We start from the raw sequence: 20471 nt of genomic DNA, 5'->3' as shown, positions 1-20471 counted from the left end.
ATTATAATACAGTTTATCTGTTTTATACAACTGTATTATAAAAGAAATCCCTTTATTAACCCATTTTCTCTTGTTGGTAGCGATTACTATGTGATAAAATGAAGATGTAAAATATAACAGATTAGCTATCTATAAAATAAGGAGAATTCTTATGGCAACTGTAAAAACAAATACTGACATTTTTGAAAAAGCTTGGGAAGGCTTTAAAGGCACTGATTGGAAAGAAAAAGCAAGTGTGTCTCGTTTCGTCCAAGCTAACTACACCCCTTATGACGGTGATGAAAGCTTCTTAGCTGGTCCAACTGAACGTTCTCTTCATATCAAAAAAATTGTTGAAGAAACAAAAGCACACTATGAAGCAACTCGTTTCCCATACGATAACCGTCCAACGTCTATTGCTGATATTCCAGCAGGATTTATCGACAAAGAAAATGAACTCATTTTTGGTATTCAAAATGATGAGTTGTTTAAATTGAACTTCATGCCAAAAGGTGGTATCCGCATGGCTGAAACCACTCTTAAAGAAAATGGTTATGAACCAGATCCAGCAGTACATGAAATTTATACAAAACATGTAACAACAGTTAATGACGGTATTTTCCGTGCTTACACTTCAAATATCCGTCGTGCTCGTCACGCGCATACTGTTACTGGTTTACCAGATGCTTATTCTCGTGGCCGTATCATTGGTGTTTATGCACGTCTTGCCCTTTACGGTGCTGACTTCTTGATGCAAGAAAAAGTTAACGATTGGAATGCTATCACTGAAATTGATGAAGAAACTATCCGTCTTCGCGAAGAAATCAACCTTCAATACCAAGCACTTGGTGATGTTGTTAAACTTGGTGATCTTTACGGTGTTGATGTTCGTCGTCCAGCAATGAACGTTAAAGAAGCTATCCAATGGGTAAACATTGCCTTCATGGCAGTTTGTCGTGTTATCAATGGTGCTGCAACTTCTCTTGGTCGTGTGCCAATCGTTCTTGATGTCTTCGCAGAACGTGACCTTGCTCGTGGTACATTTACTGAATCAGAAATCCAAGAATTTGTTGATGATTTCGTTATGAAACTTCGTACCGTTAAATTTGCACGTACTAAAGCTTATGACCAATTATATTCAGGAGACCCAACTTTCATTACAACATCAATGGCTGGTATGGGTAACGATGGTCGTCACCGTGTGACTAAGATGGACTACCGTTTCTTAAACACTCTTGATAATATTGGTAACTCTCCAGAACCTAACTTGACAGTTCTTTGGACTGATAAATTACCTTATGCATTCCGTCGCTACTGTATGAGCATGAGCCACAAACACTCTTCTATCCAATACGAAGGTGTAACAACAATGGCTAAAGACGGTTATGGTGAAATGTCATGTATCTCTTGTTGTGTGTCACCACTTGACCCTGAAAATGAAGAAAAACGTCACAACATCCAATACTTTGGTGCTCGTGTAAACGTCCTTAAAGCTCTTCTTACAGGTCTTAATGGTGGTTATGACGATGTTCATAAAGACTATAAAGTCTTTGATATCGATCCAGTCACATCAGATGTCCTTGACTTTGATGAAGTAAAAGCTAACTTTGAAAAATCACTTGACTGGTTGACAGACACTTATGTAGATGCTCTTAACATCATTCACTACATGACTGATAAATACAACTACGAAGCTGTGCAAATGGCCTTCTTACCATCACACCAACGTGCTAACATGGGATTTGGTATCTGTGGTTTTGCAAACACAGTTGATACACTTTCAGCGATCAAATACGCTACTGTTAAACCAATCCGTGACGAAGATGGCTACATCTACGACTATGAAACAATTGGTGAATTCCCTCGTTGGGGTGAAGATGACCCTCGTTCAAATGAGCTTGCTGAATGGTTGATTGAAGCTTATACTACTCGTTTAAGAAGCCACAAACTTTACAAGGATGCTGAAGCAACTGTGTCACTTCTTACAATCACTTCAAACGTTGCTTACTCTAAACAAACTGGTAACTCTCCAGTTCACAAAGGTGTGTACTTAAACGAAGATGGTTCAGTAAACCTTTCTAAACTTGAATTCTTCTCACCAGGTGCTAACCCATCAAACAAAGCTAAAGGTGGTTGGTTACAAAACCTTAACTCACTTGCAAGCCTTGACTTTAGTTATGCTGCTGATGGTATCTCACTTACAACACAAGTATCACCTCGTGCACTTGGTAAAACTTATGATGAACAAGTTGAAAACCTTGTTACAGTACTCGATGGTTACTTTGAAAATGGTGGTCAACACGTTAACTTAAACGTAATGGACCTTAACGATGTTTATGAAAAAATTATGGCTGGTGAAGATGTTATCGTTCGTATCTCAGGATACTGTGTTAACACTAAATACCTTACACCAGAACAAAAAACAGAATTAACACAACGTGTCTTCCATGAAGTCCTTTCAATGGATGATGCCTTACAAGGTTAAGCCTTACTCCTAAAACAACTTTGTCAGTCTTGACAAAGTTGTTTTTTTCGTTACAATGACACTATGGAAATAAAATATACTTTACAAACAAACAATACCATTTATCAAGATGCTCTAAGGATTCGAAAGGAAGTTTTTGTCAAAGAACAAGGAGTCTCAGAAACGATTGAAATAGATGATAAAGAAGACAAATGTCTCCACTTTGTCCTTTATAATGATGATCAAAAAGCTGTTGCTACAGCTCGTTTATTCCCCGTCAATACTCAACAAGTCATTTTACAAAGAATGGCTGTTCTAAAAACATTTAGAGGACAACATTTGGGGCAAACTCTCTTGAAACAGATGCTTGAAACAGCTAGTAAACAACACTATCAAGAGATGATTTTGCATGCCCAGTTAACAGCCAAGGCATTTTACCAAAAATTAGGTTTCACAGCTTATGGTGAGATTTTTGAGGAAGCCGGTATTAAGCACATCTCGATGAAAAAAAGCCTATCACTTTAACAAGTAATAGGTTTTTTAGTTGTGGTTCTTTTTAAGTCTTTTCACACTTAAGAGGCTAAAGCTAACCATTCCTCTAAAGTGAGGTTTGCAATCACATGTGGAACACCAGATTCATCCGGCTCAAAAATAATCGTTTGACCAGCATTTAAGTAGTAACCATAAGCTTTCTCAAACTTCCCTTGATGGGTGAAAAGAACAATATTTTCACCGGCTGGCGGTGGTGACACTGTCCAATTTCTTAAACCTTGTAGAGAACGTTCTAATTCATCATTATCACTAAAATTAAGTGAGCCTGTCAAATCACGATTCATCATCACCGGTTCACCCATGGCAGCAACAGCATGTTGGTAGACAAAATAATATTGACTAGACCATACAGAACTGATTGGTACATTTAGACTTTTATAAACATTCCCAAGTTGAGTCATATTATCAATACTGCTAGAAGAGATGCGTTGCCCATCATCAATAGAGCCAGGAATAGACTCATCACCACTACCACCAGAACCGGTATAGCGATGGATAATAACAAGGCCTCCATTAGCTAGACGTTCTTTTAAGTCTGTTGGCGTGGTTGGCTCAGGGTCTCCCAGTTCATTGGTTGTCGCTGTTATAAATTGGTTGTTTTCATAAGCTGTATTAAAAATTTGTGCGGCTGGGTCATTATTGACTTCTGGACGTTGATTTGGCTCTACATCTTTCATCACTTCACTAACCTCCTTAGTTTCTGTCATTTTTAGTTCTGAGGAATTGTTAGCATTTGCGCATGCCACTAAAAAAATCGCTAAGATTAATACCACAGGAATAAAGAGTTTTCGTTTTCTCATCATTTCTCCTCCTTGAATCATCAAACCGTTGCTTATTTAAAAGAACAACCGTTTTTATGATAGAGACAGTATAACAAATATCTTATGAGATAGAAAATATTCTGTTTTGGTGAGTGTATTAGAAAGCACCAGTAGCTTTTGCTACTGGCGTTAATTTTTTATTGTTTTTATCTTATCATCACAACGAATCACGACCAGCTAAGTATGATATCATCACATCTCTTAGTTCTCTTCTTTTAGCAATCCATAAAGGTCTATCATCATAAAGATAGGTTCTATTGGTCAAAAAAATGACTGCTTGTTGCGTATGACGATTAAACATCACAAATGGACCTGTGTAGCCAGTGTGATCTAACCAATGGCCATTCAAATTCCAAGCTAGGGAACGCCGTTTGTTAGAAAAAGCATAATCTTTGGTTAATTGACTGGCAAAATCATTCTTGAGGTAATGCATCATAAAAATTTCCAAATCGTTTAAGGTTGAAAATAATCCAGCAGACCCAGAATGAATGCCTAAAACACGTGCTTTAGGGTCATGAACAAGTCCTTTGGGAGCTGTTTGTGATGTTGGCACACTCTCGGTTTTAGGAGAAAAACCTGTCTTAGTCATTCCAAGAGGTTGAAATAATTTCTGAGAAAAGAGTTTATCCAAAGACTCTTGGTAATAATACTCAAGTAAAAAACCTAGAAGAAGAAAATTGATATCAGTGTATAAAAAATGCTTGTTGTCAGTCACCCTTATCTGATGAATGGCTTCTTTTAATGCTTCGGCTCCCAGATGATCTCGGTTTTTAATAAAAGGATCAATCCCAGAAGTATGCGTCATTAATTGTCTAATTGTGACGCTATCATTGTTGAAAAAAGGGTAATAAGTCTTAAAAGGTTCATCAAGCTTAAAAGTGCCATCATTGATGAGGTAAATCATTAAGGTCCCGACACCAACAACCTTTGAAACGCTCGCTAAATCATAAGAAAGATTCTCCTTGGTTAAAACACCCAGAGTCGTTTCTCCCAGATAGTATTCTTTCCAACCCTTATCGTAAATGGCTAAACTAGCCCCAAGATAAAGATTGTCACCTATTTGTTCCTTTATTTTTTCAATGATATTCTTGTAACTCATTCTTTTACAAACCAGATTTCAATATTACTATAATCAGAAACAACTAAAAGGTTTTGTTTCTTATCAAGAAAGACCGATAACCCATTTTGTTTCAAATGATTGCTCAAGGACAACAAATCATAATCTTTTGAGACACTAAATTCTAAAATTTCTATATCCCAGGCGATGTGAGGTTCAATCGCTAAATCTTTACCCTCATTTTGGACAAAACCAATGTTAAGAGGTAATTGATTTTCTAGAATATCTTGATAGAAGGTTTTTGCTTTCTCAACATCAAGAACATTTAAAATGATGTCTTCTACAGTATAATCAGCTAATCCTTTAAAAGATGCGTTTTGGTCTAATTGTGGTCGATCCACTAATTTTAGACTAGAGATATCCTCTTCAGCATGGATTAAAAAGAGATCATTTTCGGGTGAGACAATCTCAAAAGCATAGCCATTATCTCCCTTAAACACTCGTTTAGCATCAGCACCATTGGCTAAGAGTGACGCAATATCTTCTTTCTTTTTGGCTTTGATAATCATTTTATGTAATTTTTTGGGGCCATTAACGGCTCTTGTACGCATCGCTGGTGATTCTTCAATCGTAAAAATAGGTTTAGTTCGTTCTGAACTGCCAAAAAAAGCAAGAGCATTCTCTTCTGAGAGTAATCTTAAGCCTAGATTATCTTGATAAAATTTGATATTCTCATCACGGTTATTCACTCTTAAAACAGGGGTTTTAAATTCAATATGGTCAAATAATGACATGGTTCTCTCTTTCTTTTCAATTCTTTTTATTTTCTTTATTTTCATGTGTAAATGATATACTCTTACATTATCGTTATTTCGTTAAAATTGCAATCATTATGCCCTTTTGATTACAAAAAAGCATAGAAAAAGAGGTGTTAACCTCTTTTCTTGTTAGTTCATGTACAACCATTTAAAAGTCAAGACTGCTAAAATACCTGCTAAGATAGGGATAAGAACTGGTACCCAAGCATACCACCATTTTGAATCAGATTTAGCTTCTCCTAATATAGATTTTGGTAAGAAATGATGGACAATTCTTGGACCAAGATCACGGGCAGGGTTTAAAGCTGGACCAGTTGGTCCACCTAGGCTAACAACAAGTACTAAAACAAGAAAACCGACACCAACATGGGCAACTGATAAACTACCACTTAAAATGTGCGAAATCGAATCAAATGCTTCTTTGCTCGATATGGCACCACCATATTGGTCAACAATTTTTGAAATCGCTTCAGCTCCAAAATAGTTTTTAGTCAGAGCCAGAGCGCCAAAGAATAGGACGAAAGAACCAACAAATTCATTAGCCACACCATTAAATAGGGAGGCTTTCTGACTTTCTTTAGTGCCATCATCTAAGGCTGAGATAGTTGAAAATGAGCCTAAAATATGATTTGGATTTTCTGTCTTTCGAAAATAAGGATGATAAACTCCCACCACAATTAATTGACCAAACATGGCACCTAATAATTGCGCTACAATATATGGAAAAACATGTTCCCATGGGAATAATCCTGAGACTGCTAAACCAATAGTGAAAGCGGGATTGATATGGTTCCCAGAAACATTACCAAACATTAATGCAGGCATCATTACTCCTAAACCATATCCAAAAGCAATAACTAGCCAACCACTATTGTTTCCTTTAGTGCCTTTTAAATCAACATTTGCAACAGCACCATTTCCCAAAATCATTAAAAGAGCAGTTGCGATAAACTCCGTAAGGTATTTCACAGTCCATGTGACATCCATTTTATTTTTATTCCTTTCGCTGTTTAACTTTTTTAGACAAGTAACATTCTATCAAGTATAATAGAGAATGTAAAGATGTTATAATCATTTAAAACGTTTACATAAAAGGAGTCAAAAATAGTCTATGAAATATAATCAATACAGCTATATTAAACGAAATAAAGAACAGCAACTTGCTGAATTACAAGTGTTAGGGTTTGATTTATCAGACCATCAATCAAATAAAGAAAAGATGGCACATTTTATCAAAAAAACCTTATTACATTACTCTGACAAGGATTTTGCCCTAAGTCGTCTTATCGCTGACAAAGAAACTGATTTGTTAACCTTTTTGAAGGCTGACACACCTCTTACTGCTGAGATTTTCTATACCATTTCTTTGCAATTATTAGGTTTTATCCCAAACGTTGATTTTGATGATACGAAAACCTTTATTAAAACAATAGATTTCCCTATTACTTATAATGAAGAAAATGTGATTGACAACCTCTATCACCTCTTAAACACACGTGGTAAAAATGGGATGACGCTTATTGATCACTTGATTAGTCAAGGACTAATCAAATCAACCAATGACTATCTCTTTTTCAATGGAAAGAGTTTGCCAACGTTTGATACAACACAATTAATTCGTGAGATTGTTTATGTAGAAGCACCGGTTGATACCGACCAAGACGGGCAACTAGATTTGATTAAAACAACGATTATTCGCCCAAAAACAACTCATCTTTTACCAACAATAATGATGCAAAGCCCTTATCATCAAGGCATTAACGATCCTGCATCTAATAAAAAGTTATATAAGATGGAAGGTGACCTGAGTGTTAAAGACCCTCATAGCATTTCAGTAACAAATGAAGAAATTACTCTCAAAGAAACAACTCCTTCTCCCCTTGAAGAGGGAAATGCAGAGGAAAGCTTTAGTTTTACAAAAACCTACAGCCTTAATGATTATCTGCTTGCAAGAGGTTTTGCGAATATCTATGTTTCTGGTGTGGGGACTCTAGACTCAACGGGACTAATGACGAGTGGTGATTATCAGCAAATTGCATCCTTTAAAGCTGTTGTCAATTGGCTTAATGGCCGTGCTAACGCCTATACTAGTCATAGACGTGATAAACAAGTGAAAGCCTCTTGGGCAAATGGACTTGTTGCAACAACAGGGATTTCTTATCTAGGAACCCTCTCTACAGGTCTTGCCACAACAGGTGTGGATGGATTAAAAGTGATCATCGCTGAAGCTGGCATTTCTTCTTGGTATGACTATTACCGGGAAAATGGGTTGGTATGTAGCCCTGGAGGCTATCCTGGTGAAGACTTGGATGTCTTAACAGAATTAACCTACTCACGTAATCTAGTTGCCGGTGATTATCTAAAGAACAATGAACATTATCAAAAATTCCTCAAGGAACAATCACAAGCTTTAGATAGAGAAAGTGGCGATTACAATCAATTTTGGCATAATCGTAATTACGTCAACCATGCTGATAAAGTCACTGCTGAAGTGGTTTACACTCATGGACTCCAAGACTGGAATGTGAAACCACGCCATGTTTATAATATCCTAAACGCCTTACCTGAACAGGTCAAAAAACACGTCTTTCTTCATCACGGTGCCCATGTTTATATGAATAACTGGCAGTCCATTGACTTTAGAGAAAGCATGAATGCCCTTTTAAGCCAAAAATTATTAGGTCATGATAATGGCTATACGCTACCAAGTGTTATCTGGCAAAATAACCAAGAAGCACAAAGTTGGGAAACCCTTGAAACTTTTGGTTCAGAGAAAAAAGAAAGTATGCCATTGGGTGATAAAGAGGCTATCGTTCAAAATCACTATGATGACGACACTTTTAGACGATACAGCAAACAGTTTAGAAACTTTAAGTCTGACTTATTTGATAATAAAGCTAATGAAATTGTTGTTGATATTACGTTGGAGAAAGATCTTCACATCAATGGAGAAATCACTCTTAATTTGAAAGTGAAATCAAGTACTAACAAAGGACTCCTCTCTGCTCAAGTGTTGGACTTTGGTAAAGCTAAAAGACTTGGTGATAATCCAAGAATTATTGATGGCAAAAGTATTGATAATGGTATTGATTTTGCAAGAGACCACCTCATGGAATTACCTTTTGCTGAAAGTCCATACCGTGTCATTACTAAGGGAGTCCTTAACCTGCAAAACCGTACTAACCTGCTAACCGTTGAAAGTGTGACGCCAGAGGAGTGGATGACCTTTAGCTTTAAGTTACAACCAACCATCTATCGCCTTAAAAAAGGAGATAGCATCCGTGTTATTCTCTATACGACAGATTTTGAACATACCATTAGAGATAATAGTGATTATAGCTTGAGCGTTGATTTAGCAGAGTCTACAATGACAGTGCCGATTGTATAACCATTTATATCGGTATAATAACAATTACTTTATTCTAAACTAAAAAGAGACACCAGACGGTGTCTCTTTCTTCATTCTATTTAGATTTCTTTAATAACAAATATAACCAAATATAAAAAGCTATTATACTAATCAACAATAACGATAGAGGAAGCCATCTTTGCCAGAGTTCTCCTTGTAATATCCCTAAAAGATAGTATCTTTTAATCACGCCATTAGAAAAAAGAGCTAATGCAGGGAGAAAAAGCGGTCTAAAATAAGTTATTTTCCGTGCATACGACAGTAACAGTAGAAAAAAACATCCCATTATTAGCCAATCATATGGTTGAGAAATAGTAAGCACATATCCAATGTGACTTAAAATATTAAAGGAAAATGCTATTGCTAGTAAAAAAATAATGATAACACTAGTTGCCAAATAAGTTATTCTTTTACTAAACTGACTATACACACTGTTCTTTAATAAATAAAGGAGAAAAATAATAAAAAGAAAACCTAATAATCCCCAGATAAAGAAAGATAAAATATTAATGTCTAAGGAACCAGAATTAGAAAATTGATACAAAGAAAACGAACCAAGTCCCAAGAATTCTATGGTCACAATAAAAGCTAATGTTTTCCAAAATGGTTCAGGCTTTGTTTGTTTTATCAAATCATCTGCCATTGCTTTGGGATTTTTCCCAAAATAAGATTCAGCTGAAAGATTATTTTTTTCTGCGTCTAGCAAATCAAGAGACATATTATAAATTTGCTCTCTAACTTCCTTTTCATCTACAATTAAAGATGATAATATCATGTAGTATTGTAGATTAGAAAAGTATTCTCGATTTTTTTCTGTCATTTGGGCAATGATTTCTTCAGTTTTTTTGATATAGTTATCTGCTTTAGATGTCATATTTACTTCCTCCACTAAGTAGCATCACTTAATCTTGCTACTTTTATCGTCAATTCCTGCCATTGTTGCCAAAACTCTTTTAAGTATGCTTCACCTTTGGGTGTCAACGAAAAATATTTGCGATCCGGTCCATCATCAGATATCCTTAGCCGACTCTTAATCAATTCTTTTTTTTCTAATTTTTGTAGCAAGGGATAAACAGTACCACCAGTCATTGATTCAAAACCTGATTTTCTCAGATTTTGAATCAATTCATAGCCATAACTTTCCTTTTTTGAGATGATTTGAAGAACACAACCATCCAAAACACCCTTTAATAACTGTGTTTCTTTCACAATCTTCCTCCTCTACTATGTTTTACCTACTAGTTAATTAGAGTATAGCACTTTTTGACTAGTATGTAAAGCATAGTAGTGTTCAATATTTTAAAAATTTATTGTTTAAGTGATTTCTAACTTCATTCAAAAATGATATGAGTTTAGTTTTTTTCTTTGTAATGATAAATAAATAGCCATAATTGACCAGAGTGGTCAAAAATGTTATTCTATAATTGACCAGCTTGGTCAATTTTGAAGGAGGAAGCTCTATGACTACAATTTTTGAACAGATAGATAAAGAAAAAAGAAAGCGTATTGCCAATGCTGCCTTTGAAGAATTTGCTAAAAATGGCTATGACAATGCTTCGACAAATCAAGTGGTCAAGCACGCTAACATTTCCAAAGGTATTCTCTTTCACTATTTTGGTAATAAAAAAGGCCTTTATGATCAATTAGTAGATTATAGTATTGTTCTGATTAAAGAGCATGTCAGTGATCATATTGATTGGAAAGAACGTGATTTTTTCAACCGTATCCAACAAATCATGCTATTAAAAGTTCAATTAGTAGAGGATTATCCCTATATCTATGAATTCCAAAAAAGAATTTTTCTAGGAAAAACACAAAAAGATATGTTAAAAATAGCTGGTGAAGAGGCTACTCTCCTTGCCCAGCGTATTTATAGTGACAATATTGATTTTTCACTTTTTAAAAAAGATATTAATCTTGCAACAGGAATGGAAATTATTAATTGGACCTTTGAGGGCTTAAGTTCAAAACTTTGGAAGACCACACTAAATCAAAAAATAGATTTACAAGAAGCCTTGAGAGAAAGTGAGCGATACATTGCCCTTTTAAAAAATCTATTTTATCACTCAGAAATGGAGAATGACGCATGATTACTGTTAAAAATTTATCACACTCTTACACAAACGATGACCAATTAGCCGTTAAAAATATTAGTTTTGATGTTAAAAAAGGTGAAATTTTTGGCTTTTTAGGCCCTTCTGGAGCTGGAAAATCAACCACACAAAACATTTTAACAGGTCTCTTAGAGCTACAAACTGGTGACGTTATTGTTAATGGTTATGATTTAAAACAATCTCATCAAGAGCGCTTCAATAAAATTGGTGTATCCTTTGAACAATCCAATGTCTATAGTAAACTCACTGCTTTAGAAAACCTCAAATACTATGCTAGTCTCTTTGATGTGCCAACAAGAGATCCTTTTGACTTATTAAAACTAGTTGGGCTAGAAGACCATAAAAATCAACGAGCAGGCACCTTCTCAAAAGGAATGAAGCATCGTTTGACTTTTGCCAGATCCTTGATTAATAGTCCCGAATTGTGGTTTTTAGATGAACCAACAACAGGGCTAGACCCAGCTATTGCAGCGACTATTAAAAACATTATTTTAAAGGAAAAAGAAAAAGGAACCACTTGTTTTTTAACTACCCATAACATGACCATTGCCGATGAGTTGTGTGATCGTGTTGCCTTTATCATTGATGGTGAAATCAAATTAATTGACACACCAGAAAATCTCAAACAAGCATTTGGTCAAAAGAGTGTTGTTGTCGAATACCATAAAAACGGTGAACTTATCAAAGAAACCTTGAAAACAACTGATCAAAAAGAAAAAGAGAGATTGGCCAATATCATTTCATCCTATGAGGTTAAAACCCTTCACTCAAAAGAAGCAACCCTTGAGGAAATCTTTATCCAAGTAACAGGAAAGGGGTTGAATTGATATGAGACTATTTCATACCTTTATAAAGGAGATGAAGCTTGCAGCGAGGGGGTTTTACTTTTATATTGAAATTATTGTAGCCGTGATTGCCCTCATTGTTTTAATGACTTTAGTAAAAGAACAGCCCTCAACAACCACTAATGAATTCATTTTCTTGGATGTCAATATGTCTCAGATTTTTGACAATTTTAACAAGAATACTCAGGAAGAAAAAAGTCACTTATTTAATGCTATCGACATAAGTCTTAAGCCAGTTGATGACTCAGAAATGGTGCTAAAACCAAATGAATTTACCTTGATTGATGATAAAACAGGCTCTGAACAGCACTACTCTTTTTCGGATGAGAAAAAAGTAACAGCTAAAACATTTGAAAAATACAACCCAAAAACAAAGGCAAGCTATGGCTTTATTTATCTCATTGATAATAAAGATGATTTCATCCGTTTAATACAAGAAAAAGGCAATATGGGCTTAATCCTATCACTAGATGATTCAGGAAAGCCACAATTTCAGTATTTTCTTCAAGGCTATGAGCCCACACAATTAAAAGACTTGCTTTATCTACTACACTCAGGTGAAAGTCAAGTTATGCCATCATCTCAAACAACTAACAAGATGAAACGTTTGGAGACAGGAGAAACACTCAATCAAAGAGAATTAATGTTACCACCACTTGTGACCATTTTAGGCTCTCTAATGGGATTTTTCGTCATGGTTTCTTATATTTTTTTAGATAAAGAACAAGGTGCCATCAAGGCTTTTGCTGTATCTCCTGGTTCAATGAAAACCTATCTTTTCACAAAAATCATGGTTGCAATGACAAGTACCCTCATCTCAACAAGTATTATTGTAATTCCAATAATGAAAGCAAGACCAGATTATCTTCTCTTTTATCCTTTACTCATCGCAAGTTCTTTTGCCTTTTGTAGCTTAGGATTATTAGTGGCCAGTTTTTTCAATCACTTGAACAAAGCTTTTTCAGTGCTTTATCTCATTATGCTAATACTGATGTTGCCGATTTTATCTTATTACATCACCACATTTAACCCAACTTGGTTAAGAATGCTTCCTACTTATTTCCTTTTACAAGGGTTTAAAGACATTTTGTCAGGGACATCAGATATCAGTTTTACTGCATTATCAATTGGTCTTTCGATTCTTTCTGGAATGGTGCTACTCATCCTTTCAGACATCAGATTTAAAAAGACATTGACTGTTTAGAAAGGAGATATCCTATGCTACGCAAAATACTAACGATTTTCTTAAAAGATGCTAAGATTGCCAGACGTGATGCCATCCTTTCTTACTTGTTGCTTGTTCCAATCATACTAGCTATTGGAATCTTGTTGCTCCTTCCTCAACTGGGTGAAAACAGTTTTTCCATTAAAACAGCCATGTTAAAGACTGAATCCAAAACATATATCGATTACATGACAAAGTATACACAAGTCGAACTTTTTGATAATAAAGAAGAATTAGAGGACCGTCTTTTAAAACCGGATGATAGCATTGGTCTCATCTCAAAAAACAATGACTATGAGATGATTGTAGAAGGTAACGAATCCTCACAAACGATTCTTCTGGCTCAATTTCTAAACCAAAAATTCAAAGAAGGCGCAAATCCTGAAACAAGTAGTGCTGTCATTGTTACATTTAAGACGAGTGTTAATCCACTAAAAACAAAACTGACTAATATGCTTATTCTTCTAGTGATTATGTCATCTGGTATGATGATTGCCCTAGGACTTGTTGAGGAAAAATCAGATAATACCATTAGTGCCATGACGGTTTCTCCCGTATCTCAAGGAGCTTTTATCCTTGGCAAAAGTCTCTTTGGTGGCTGTTCTGCCTTGTTTGGTATTATCATCTCACTCCTTATCCTAGGTTATACTGATATCAACTGGTTTATGCTTCTTAGTATTGGTTTCATGAGTTTTGTCCTTAGCGCTTTAGTTGGATTTTTACAAGGGACTAATTCCACAGATATTATCGAAGTAGCAAGTAGCATGAAACTAATGATGTTACCAATTGTGGCTGCTGTGGCTGGTTATGAGCTCTTGGCTGATAACTGGCAATGGACCATGTACTGGAATCCTTTTTACTGGATTTATAAGGCAAATGACCTTATTTTATCAAAAGAAGCTATCTGGAATGAAATGTTCTTTTACATGTTAATTGTTTTTGCCATCTCGATGACTGTTTATCTCATTTCTATTCCAATGATTAGAAAAAAACTTCGTAAGGCCTAGTTTTTTAGGAATATGGTATAATGTCCATAACAATAGGTTGATTTTTTAGGAGGGTAATTAAGAATGAAACTAGCAGAAGCATTAATTCTTAGATCAGATTTACAAAAAAGACTGGAACAAATTAAAAATAGATTAAATCAAAATATTTTAATCCAAGAGGGTGATGCCCCTAGTGAAAATCCTGAAAAATTATTGAAGGAATATACCAGTCTCCAAAATGAATTGACAGAAATTATCAAAGCTATTAATAAAACAAATTATCACACTAAATTTGATGATAAAAAGACGTTATCAGATGCTCTTGTCAAAAGAGATGCTCTTTTAGCCAAGAGAAATATGCTTAGTGAGGTTGCTGATGTTGCTAGTCAAAAACAAGCTAGGTATTCAAGAAGTGAAATTAAATATGTCAGCACTGTTGATGTCAAAAAATTACAAAAAGAAATAGACAGTCTCTCAAAAGCCTTTAGAGAATTAGATACTGCTATTCAAGGTATGAATTGGCAGATTGATCTTCTTTAATACGAGACGGTAGCTTCTGATATAAAGGTGAGTATAACTTTGTTTAGGCAGACTTTGGGGCAAGGTCCGTGGTTCGAATCCACTTTTTACAACTGATGCCCAGAACTGTTACCACTGAACAAATCACAACTAATTGTCACTACCACATACTAATTTATATCCGTTGCGAGGGTGGGTACGGGGAATTAAATAACAGTTACAAAACCATCACAAAAAGCTTCTATCAAAAAGATAGAAGCTTTTTTAGTTGTCTTAGAATGACTATTAATACTCAAAATTAGCTAATTCATCACTAATAGGTGTCGGATTAGTTGTTTCATCGATATTAGAAGCCAATAAATCATCTAAATCATTGACATTTGATTTTTTATCCTCTTTAGGTGACGATGGCTCAGCTGTCACTTCCTCACTTGTTGGTGGGAATGGATCAAAATCTGGTCCAAATGGGTCGTCTGAGTCGTCAAATCCTGGTGGGAACGGGTCAAAGTCTGGTCCAAATGGTCCAGCCAAATCATCAGATTCTGGTGCAAATGGATCATAGTCTGGTCCAAATGGGTCGTCCAAATCATCATTTTTGGGTAATTCTTCACGTTTGGTGAAAGAAATGGTGTATGTTGTATCCTCTTCAACCGGTTTATTAAAGTTAGCGATGATATGTGACATATCCCCCGCAACATAACCCTCTTTTGCTTGAGTAGCTGGTGGGAAAATGCTAGCTTGACTAAGTGATGTTCCTTTTCTAATCAAGTAAACAACAGCTCTCCCACGTCCAACTGGGCTAATCAATTCACCATTTTCATCTGCTTGGAAAGCAACAGCGGCATATTTTTCAGGATTATGCCAATAATAATTAGGATGTCTTTGTGGGTCATTTTTGTCTGTTGGATTATCTGGATTTTGAGCAAGATATGGACCAATTTTTAGACTGGTTGTCCCAAAAGCAGCTAAATTAATCGCAGCATTGACAGGCGAATTTTCATCTATTTCTGAAACAGAAACATTACGCCACTCAATAAACTCAAACCCTTCATTAGGAACAGGGGTTGGTATTTTCATCCCTTTTTCCTTAGCTTCTGCCCAAGTAAGATTGCGATTAACGAGATAGATGAAGCCTCCTTGAATATTGCCGTCTAATTCTAATCGACCATTAGTGATAGTGGTGTATCTGATGGCAGTGAAATCTGATAAATCGATATCTGTTGTGTCATCAAATGGGCCATAAACATCTTTTGTAGGTGCTTTTCTGATTTTATCAAATGACGCTATAAAATGTTGACTTTCTCTAGGCATTTTACCTGACGTTGGCATTTCTTCTCGCCATCCTTTAAACAGACTTTTTTCTTTAGCCATGGTTTCTGGCATTGAGATCTCTAACTCAGACCAATCCAAATCCTTACGAACAAGATAGTAAATACGATTGACAAGGCCATCATTTCCTTTTAAATCACCAAATTCATTTTCACTACTAAATTCAAGCAGAATGAAATTTTTAATGTTTTGAACATCATCTACTTTAAAGTAGTCTTTGACATCTGCTTTTGACATTCTTGTTTGATGAACATCTGGGTAAAATGGTCCATAAACCGTTCCTGTTTCAATCTCTAGATTAGTTGTTTCGGTTGTTTCATCACGTTCTGGATCATCTGGAAGACTAGGATCAATTTTATAGATATGCGCATGGTCACCATGTCTAATCGACATATAATTGCCTTTTATAGTAATATCCTCACGTCTCACTTGATAGCGCTCCATGAACTCTTTAATAAGTCTTTCTTTTCGCTCCTCAAGTGTTTCACCATCAATGGTTTCTTCAAGAGTTTCCTCAATATCTTCTTCTGGTGTTTTAAACGGTTGTGTGATGTCGATGTCTTTTAACATTATCACATGACTATGATCTTCGTGAGGGTATTCAAAACCAATCTCCCCCTCAGTTGTTTCAATCAATTTAATCAAGGAAGGATCAATGCCCAAACCAGCTGCTAAATAACTAATTTCCTTTTGATAGGTAGGTTTTTCCTCTGGTGTCGGTGTTTTTTCTTCGTTAGAAGAATCTGGTAGTTCTGGCAATTGTCCTTCTTTAGAAGGTGCAGGCTCTTTTGGTATTGGTGTTTTCTTTTCTGTAGAAGGTGCAGGTTGTTTGACTTGAGGTTTTTGATACTCTTCAACAAGATAAGCCCATCGACTCTTTTTCAAATCATTAAAACTGAGCGAATGAAAATGACCATTATGACCCACTAAAATGCCTGTAGCTGTACTGCCAGCAATATTTTGACCAGTAAATAAGAAACCATCACTCGTTGGGTAATCAAGCCCAGGAATACCATTTTGCGTTTGAATAGTTGGCGGGGCTATTGGTAATGGCTGCGTTCTAATCAATTGATTTGTTTGTTCTTTTTGCGTATTGGATAATTGAGATTTAAAAATATAATGATAATGATCACCATGTCGAACAGTATAACCATTAGCATCTTCTGCAACAATATCTCTTGGGTTAAACACATAACCATCATCTAGTTGGTAACTGCCTACCACTTGATTGGTTGAAGAGACAGAAGAGTTTGGCTTAGCTGTTTCAACATACTCTTCTGGAATCAAGTAAGACCACTTAGTCCCTTTTAACTCTGAATAGAAAATAAAGTGGCTGTGATCACCATGTTTTAAGATAAGACCATCTGCTGTTTTACTTTGAATTTGTGCTTCACTTGAAAATAAAAAGCCATCATCCGTTGGATAATCAACTCCAGAAACACCTTTCTTTTTTGAGGCGTCTTTTTTCTTAGTAGCATTACTTTTAGCTGATTTTTTTGTTTTCTTACTCTTTTTTGTTTCCTGATGCGTTTTAGCTGTCGTCTCTTTTTTTGTCTCTTGGTTTTGACAAGCTGATAAGACAAGTTGACAAGATAACAAAACTCCCATCACACCAAAAATATAGTTACGACGTTTCATTTTTAGTTCCTTTCTTAACCAGTAAATATTTCACCGGTTAAGTATATCATGATTTGTTATCTTGGACAATACTTTAAAGCTATTTTTGACAAAAAAATATCACTTGCACATCAAGTGATATCAGTCTGATATTGTTATAATAAATGCCTATTTCGTTTCATTTCTTTTTCAGCTTTGCGTCGCTTGTTTTCTCTATTCATATGAAGGAAAAAAGCTATCATACCAAGAACCACGCTGATACACATCCAATAAATAAGAAATGTATTATAAGATGCTGCATGTAAAATATCTTCATAAATAATATGCTCTTCAATATTATGACGATAGCTCTTGTCATCCCATTCGAATTGCTCTTCTTCAATCGCGACATTAAACACGGGAATCGGATCACTCTTAGTACCCTTGTGCTTTTTAAATTCTTCTGGGTTAATTTTTACCAGCAAGGATTTATCTTCCAAATCCCCTGACAAATCAATCCAAGCAAGGTCATTCTTTTTTTTATGATAGTAAAGCACATCATAGTAGGTTTGCTGGCTAACAATCAGCTCACTTTCTCTAGAAAAACCAATGGCAAAAAAATCGTCTGATTTGACAAGATGGTAAGACGATAAAGTCACAGACTCAGAATTTTTCACATAATCATCCACACTAATAAAGAGTTGAAGAATTATTGGAACAAGCAACACGAAAACAAGAAACAAACCAGTACTTAAAAACGTTAGTGTCTCAAATGGGGTCAATTCTTTATTCTTTTTCATTCGACCTCGCTTTCTACCCTTATGAAAATGTTTAAAACAGATTTATCATAAGGTAATTATCATCTTCTACCAATTAAACTCAACTAATTTTTCTAAATCAATCCAATATCTTTTTATATTTTCATCATCACTAGCATCATATCTCGTATCCTCATAGATACCGCCATTAGCTAGAATTGTTTTCTCTGAACCAATATTATCCTCTGCACAAGTGAGTAAGACTTTTTCAAGACCCATTTTTTGAGCTTCCAACAAAGCTAAATGGAGTTGTCTAGTCGCATAACCTTTTAAGCGCTCACTTGGTTTAATCGAATAACCAATATGTCCACCAATGTTAAGTAGAAACGCTGTTTTAATATGATGTCTAATATTACACATACCAACAATGGCATTATCAGACTGTCTGACACACAAAAAAGTCGTTGAGGGGGCTCTATCTGGTGGACAAGTTGACTCATCAGACATCTTTTCAAGATAAGAAAGCCAGTCAGCAATCTTTTCATACTGAGCTAAATTGGCTCCCCCATAAATATGTTCCTCATCAAAAGCCTCACGATAAGTCATTAGTTCTGCTTCATAGGCAAGGCTTGGTTGAATTAATGATAAATTATCCATAAGACACTCCAAGCTTTTTCTATTATTATAACATTTTTTGGCTATGAACAACTAGAGGCAAAGAGCCAAAAAGATTTTAACCCACTCTATTAGCAAGTAATAATCTTTTTGTATCAAAAAAGCTTAATAAAAATACCCATCTTTTTTCAGAGATGAGCATTTTTATAATTTTTCCAATAAAGGAGTATTGTTAGGAGCATTATTAAAATATTAATAAAATAATTTTACAATATTATAGTAGAGCCTTAAATTGAATATTAGAATCTTCCAAGAAGCAATCATCAAAACCACGTGGGTGATGATACTCTAGGCGGTTCTTGTCTTGAGGGTAAGTGTATTTACCACCAACTTGCCAAATAAATGGATGAAAACCATATTGAAGACGTTCTTTGCGCATGTTCCATAAAGCGAGAATTTCATCCGTTGAGGCTTGGAAATTAGTCCAAATATCATGATGAACAGGAATAACGACTTTACAACGAAGATTTTCAGCCATACGAAGCAAATCGATAGAAGTCATTTTATCTTGAATACCAATAGGATTTTCGCCGTAGTTGTTGATGGTGACATCAATGTTGAAATCTCTACCATGTTTAGCAGTATAGTTTGAAAAATGTGAGTCAAAACCATGATAAACAGTGCCACCAGGCATTTCAAAGACATAGTTAACTGCCTTACTGTTCATTTCTTCATCAGTCACTGGTAAACCTTTTAAACTACCATTTTGAGCATCTGCTCCTTTAACTGGTAAGGTCACGATACAAGTACGGTCAAACGATTCTAAAGCAGTAATTTTCATATCTTTAAACTCTAGTGAATCACCAGGTTTGACAATAATCATACGTTCTTCTGGAACACCCCATCTCTTCCATGTTTCACCGACTTCGTATGGTCCGATAAATTTAACATGATCAAGTTTTGGATTATTTAAAATAGCTGCCGCAGTATTGATACAGATATGATCACTATGGAAGTGAGATACCAAGTAATAATCCAACTCATTAATTAAAAATGGGTCAAGAACAACAGGTTGTGCTCTCAAGTTTGGTTGTAATTTACGAACACCTGCCATATTGGCCATTTGATGTCCTGGTACCATATCTTTAACCTTTTTGGTTGATTTACCACGACTAGAATAAAGGTCCATGACAACATTAGCACCACCCGGAGTCTTAATCCAGACACCACAGTTTCCTAGCCACCACATGGAGAAATTGCCTTCAGGCACAACTTCTTCTTCAATTTCTTCATTTAACCATGATCCCCATTCAGGAAAAGTGTTCAAAATCCATGATTCTCGTGTTATATCTTGTACTTTAGGCATTGATTTTTTCCTCCAGTT

18 protein-coding genes are annotated in these 20471 nt (G+C 35.5%); 8 read left to right on the top strand and 10 right to left on the bottom strand.

Features of this window, described 5'->3' with window-relative positions:
- Positions 1-151: 151 nt before the first annotated feature.
- Entirely contained in the window at positions 152-2464 is a 2313-nt protein-coding gene (gene pflB / locus JHK64_RS05290; RefSeq protein ID WP_213086833.1) for a formate C-acetyltransferase, read from the top strand.
- A 63-nt stretch (positions 2465-2527) separates the two neighbouring features.
- Positions 2528-2968 carry a GNAT family N-acetyltransferase gene (locus tag JHK64_RS05285; protein WP_199567956.1) on the top strand — a complete coding sequence of 147 codons (441 nt, stop codon included), beginning with the start codon at positions 2528-2530 and terminating at the stop codon, positions 2966-2968.
- Positions 2969-3015: 47 nt separating this feature from the next.
- On the opposite strand, the gene JHK64_RS05280 is transcribed toward JHK64_RS05285, so the two are convergent.
- The 4 genes from JHK64_RS05280 to gla form a co-directional block, all read right to left on the bottom strand.
- Entirely contained in the window at positions 3016-3798 is a 783-nt protein-coding gene (locus tag JHK64_RS05280; RefSeq protein WP_199567955.1) for a histidine phosphatase family protein, read from the bottom strand.
- A gap of 175 nt (positions 3799-3973) precedes the next feature.
- Positions 3974-4915: a serine hydrolase domain-containing protein gene (locus tag JHK64_RS05275; protein WP_199567954.1), complete on the bottom strand. Its 942-nt coding sequence runs from the start codon at positions 4913-4915 to the stop codon at positions 3974-3976.
- Positions 4912-5667 (bottom strand): CppA family protein, encoded by a 756-nt coding sequence (locus tag JHK64_RS05270; protein WP_199567953.1) that lies wholly within the window; start codon positions 5665-5667, stop codon positions 4912-4914. The genes JHK64_RS05275 and JHK64_RS05270 overlap by 4 nt, the downstream gene beginning before the upstream one ends.
- A 153-nt stretch (positions 5668-5820) precedes the next feature.
- Positions 5821-6678, bottom strand: a complete 858-nt coding sequence (gene gla / locus JHK64_RS05265) for an aquaglyceroporin Gla (RefSeq protein WP_199567952.1) — start codon at positions 6676-6678, stop codon at positions 5821-5823.
- A gap of 124 nt (positions 6679-6802) precedes the next feature.
- On the opposite strand from gla, the gene JHK64_RS05260 reads away from it, so the two are divergent.
- Entirely contained in the window at positions 6803-9079 is a 2277-nt protein-coding gene (locus JHK64_RS05260) for a Xaa-Pro dipeptidyl-peptidase (protein ID WP_199567951.1), read from the top strand.
- A 76-nt stretch (positions 9080-9155) separates the two neighbouring features.
- Here the strand turns inward: JHK64_RS05260 and JHK64_RS05255 are convergent, their stop codons facing one another.
- Together JHK64_RS05255 and JHK64_RS05250 are read right to left on the bottom strand one after the other, a co-directional pair.
- On the bottom strand, positions 9156-9974 hold the full coding sequence (locus tag JHK64_RS05255) for a hypothetical protein (RefSeq protein WP_199567950.1): 819 nt from the start codon (positions 9972-9974) through the stop codon (positions 9156-9158).
- Between the two features lie 14 nt (positions 9975-9988).
- Positions 9989-10309: a helix-turn-helix transcriptional regulator gene (locus tag JHK64_RS05250; protein ID WP_199567949.1), complete on the bottom strand. Its 321-nt coding sequence runs from the start codon at positions 10307-10309 to the stop codon at positions 9989-9991.
- 251 nt (positions 10310-10560) lie between these two features.
- On the opposite strand from JHK64_RS05250, the gene JHK64_RS05245 reads away from it, so the two are divergent.
- The 5 genes from JHK64_RS05245 (at position 10561) to JHK64_RS05225 (ending at position 14810) form a co-directional block, all read left to right on the top strand.
- Positions 10561-11190: a TetR/AcrR family transcriptional regulator gene (locus JHK64_RS05245; RefSeq protein WP_199567948.1), complete on the top strand. Its 630-nt coding sequence runs from the start codon at positions 10561-10563 to the stop codon at positions 11188-11190.
- Positions 11187-12041, top strand: coding sequence for an ABC transporter ATP-binding protein (locus tag JHK64_RS05240; protein WP_199567947.1), 855 nt, complete (start codon positions 11187-11189; stop codon positions 12039-12041). Before JHK64_RS05245 ends, JHK64_RS05240 begins: the two co-directional genes overlap by 4 nt.
- 1 nt (position 12042) lies before the next feature.
- Complete coding sequence (locus JHK64_RS05235; protein WP_199567946.1) at positions 12043-13263, top strand: ABC transporter permease; 1221 nt, start codon at positions 12043-12045, stop codon at positions 13261-13263.
- A 14-nt stretch (positions 13264-13277) separates the two neighbouring features.
- Complete coding sequence (locus tag JHK64_RS05230) at positions 13278-14291, top strand: ABC transporter permease (RefSeq protein WP_199567945.1); 1014 nt, start codon at positions 13278-13280, stop codon at positions 14289-14291.
- A gap of 63 nt (positions 14292-14354) precedes the next feature.
- Positions 14355-14810 carry a DIP1984 family protein gene (locus JHK64_RS05225; RefSeq protein ID WP_199567944.1) on the top strand — a complete coding sequence of 152 codons (456 nt, stop codon included), beginning with the start codon at positions 14355-14357 and terminating at the stop codon, positions 14808-14810.
- A gap of 264 nt (positions 14811-15074) precedes the next feature.
- Here the strand turns inward: JHK64_RS05225 and JHK64_RS05220 are convergent, their stop codons facing one another.
- From JHK64_RS05220 to ulaG, 4 genes are all read right to left on the bottom strand, one after another.
- A complete protein-coding gene (locus JHK64_RS05220) occupies positions 15075-17756 on the bottom strand; it encodes a pneumococcal-type histidine triad protein (protein ID WP_199567943.1) in 2682 nt (893 codons plus the stop codon).
- A 134-nt stretch (positions 17757-17890) separates the two neighbouring features.
- Positions 17891-18514, bottom strand: coding sequence for a DUF8188 family protein (locus JHK64_RS05215; RefSeq protein ID WP_199567942.1), 624 nt, complete (start codon positions 18512-18514; stop codon positions 17891-17893).
- A gap of 66 nt (positions 18515-18580) precedes the next feature.
- Complete coding sequence (locus JHK64_RS05210; RefSeq protein ID WP_199567941.1) at positions 18581-19129, bottom strand: GNAT family N-acetyltransferase; 549 nt, start codon at positions 19127-19129, stop codon at positions 18581-18583.
- A gap of 232 nt (positions 19130-19361) precedes the next feature.
- Complete coding sequence (gene ulaG / locus JHK64_RS05205; protein ID WP_199567940.1) at positions 19362-20453, bottom strand: L-ascorbate 6-phosphate lactonase; 1092 nt, start codon at positions 20451-20453, stop codon at positions 19362-19364.
- Positions 20454-20471 lie beyond the last annotated feature (18 nt).

This window comes from Streptococcus zalophi (assembly GCF_016481285.1).
In the GTDB taxonomy this organism is placed as follows: Bacteria; Bacillota; Bacilli; order Lactobacillales; family Streptococcaceae; genus Streptococcus; species Streptococcus zalophi.
Note: the sequence above shows the minus strand (reverse complement) of the source record. Positions and strands in the feature narration are given on the sequence as shown.

Coding starts and splice junctions, on each gene's coding strand:
- ulaG (WP_199567940.1), bottom strand. CDS start 20,453: ATGCCTAAAGTACAAGATATAACACGAGAATCATGGATTTTGAACACT.
- JHK64_RS05210 (WP_199567941.1), bottom strand. CDS start 19,129: ATGGATAATTTATCATTAATTCAACCAAGCCTTGCCTATGAAGCAGAA.
- JHK64_RS05215 (WP_199567942.1), bottom strand. CDS start 18,514: ATGAAAAAGAATAAAGAATTGACCCCATTTGAGACACTAACGTTTTTA.
- JHK64_RS05235 (WP_199567946.1), top strand. CDS start 12,043: ATGAGACTATTTCATACCTTTATAAAGGAGATGAAGCTTGCAGCGAGG.
- JHK64_RS05275 (WP_199567954.1), bottom strand. CDS start 4,915: ATGAGTTACAAGAATATCATTGAAAAAATAAAGGAACAAATAGGTGAC.
- JHK64_RS05225 (WP_199567944.1), top strand. CDS start 14,355: ATGAAACTAGCAGAAGCATTAATTCTTAGATCAGATTTACAAAAAAGA.
- JHK64_RS05220 (WP_199567943.1), bottom strand. CDS start 17,756: ATGAAACGTCGTAACTATATTTTTGGTGTGATGGGAGTTTTGTTATCT.
- JHK64_RS05255 (WP_199567950.1), bottom strand. CDS start 9,974: ATGACATCTAAAGCAGATAACTATATCAAAAAAACTGAAGAAATCATT.
- JHK64_RS05230 (WP_199567945.1), top strand. CDS start 13,278: ATGCTACGCAAAATACTAACGATTTTCTTAAAAGATGCTAAGATTGCC.
- JHK64_RS05285 (WP_199567956.1), top strand. CDS start 2,528: ATGGAAATAAAATATACTTTACAAACAAACAATACCATTTATCAAGAT.
- JHK64_RS05245 (WP_199567948.1), top strand. CDS start 10,561: ATGACTACAATTTTTGAACAGATAGATAAAGAAAAAAGAAAGCGTATT.
- gla (WP_199567952.1), bottom strand. CDS start 6,678: ATGGATGTCACATGGACTGTGAAATACCTTACGGAGTTTATCGCAACT.
- JHK64_RS05260 (WP_199567951.1), top strand. CDS start 6,803: ATGAAATATAATCAATACAGCTATATTAAACGAAATAAAGAACAGCAA.
- pflB (WP_213086833.1), top strand. CDS start 152: ATGGCAACTGTAAAAACAAATACTGACATTTTTGAAAAAGCTTGGGAA.
- JHK64_RS05240 (WP_199567947.1), top strand. CDS start 11,187: ATGATTACTGTTAAAAATTTATCACACTCTTACACAAACGATGACCAA.
- JHK64_RS05270 (WP_199567953.1), bottom strand. CDS start 5,667: ATGTCATTATTTGACCATATTGAATTTAAAACCCCTGTTTTAAGAGTG.
- JHK64_RS05280 (WP_199567955.1), bottom strand. CDS start 3,798: ATGATGAGAAAACGAAAACTCTTTATTCCTGTGGTATTAATCTTAGCG.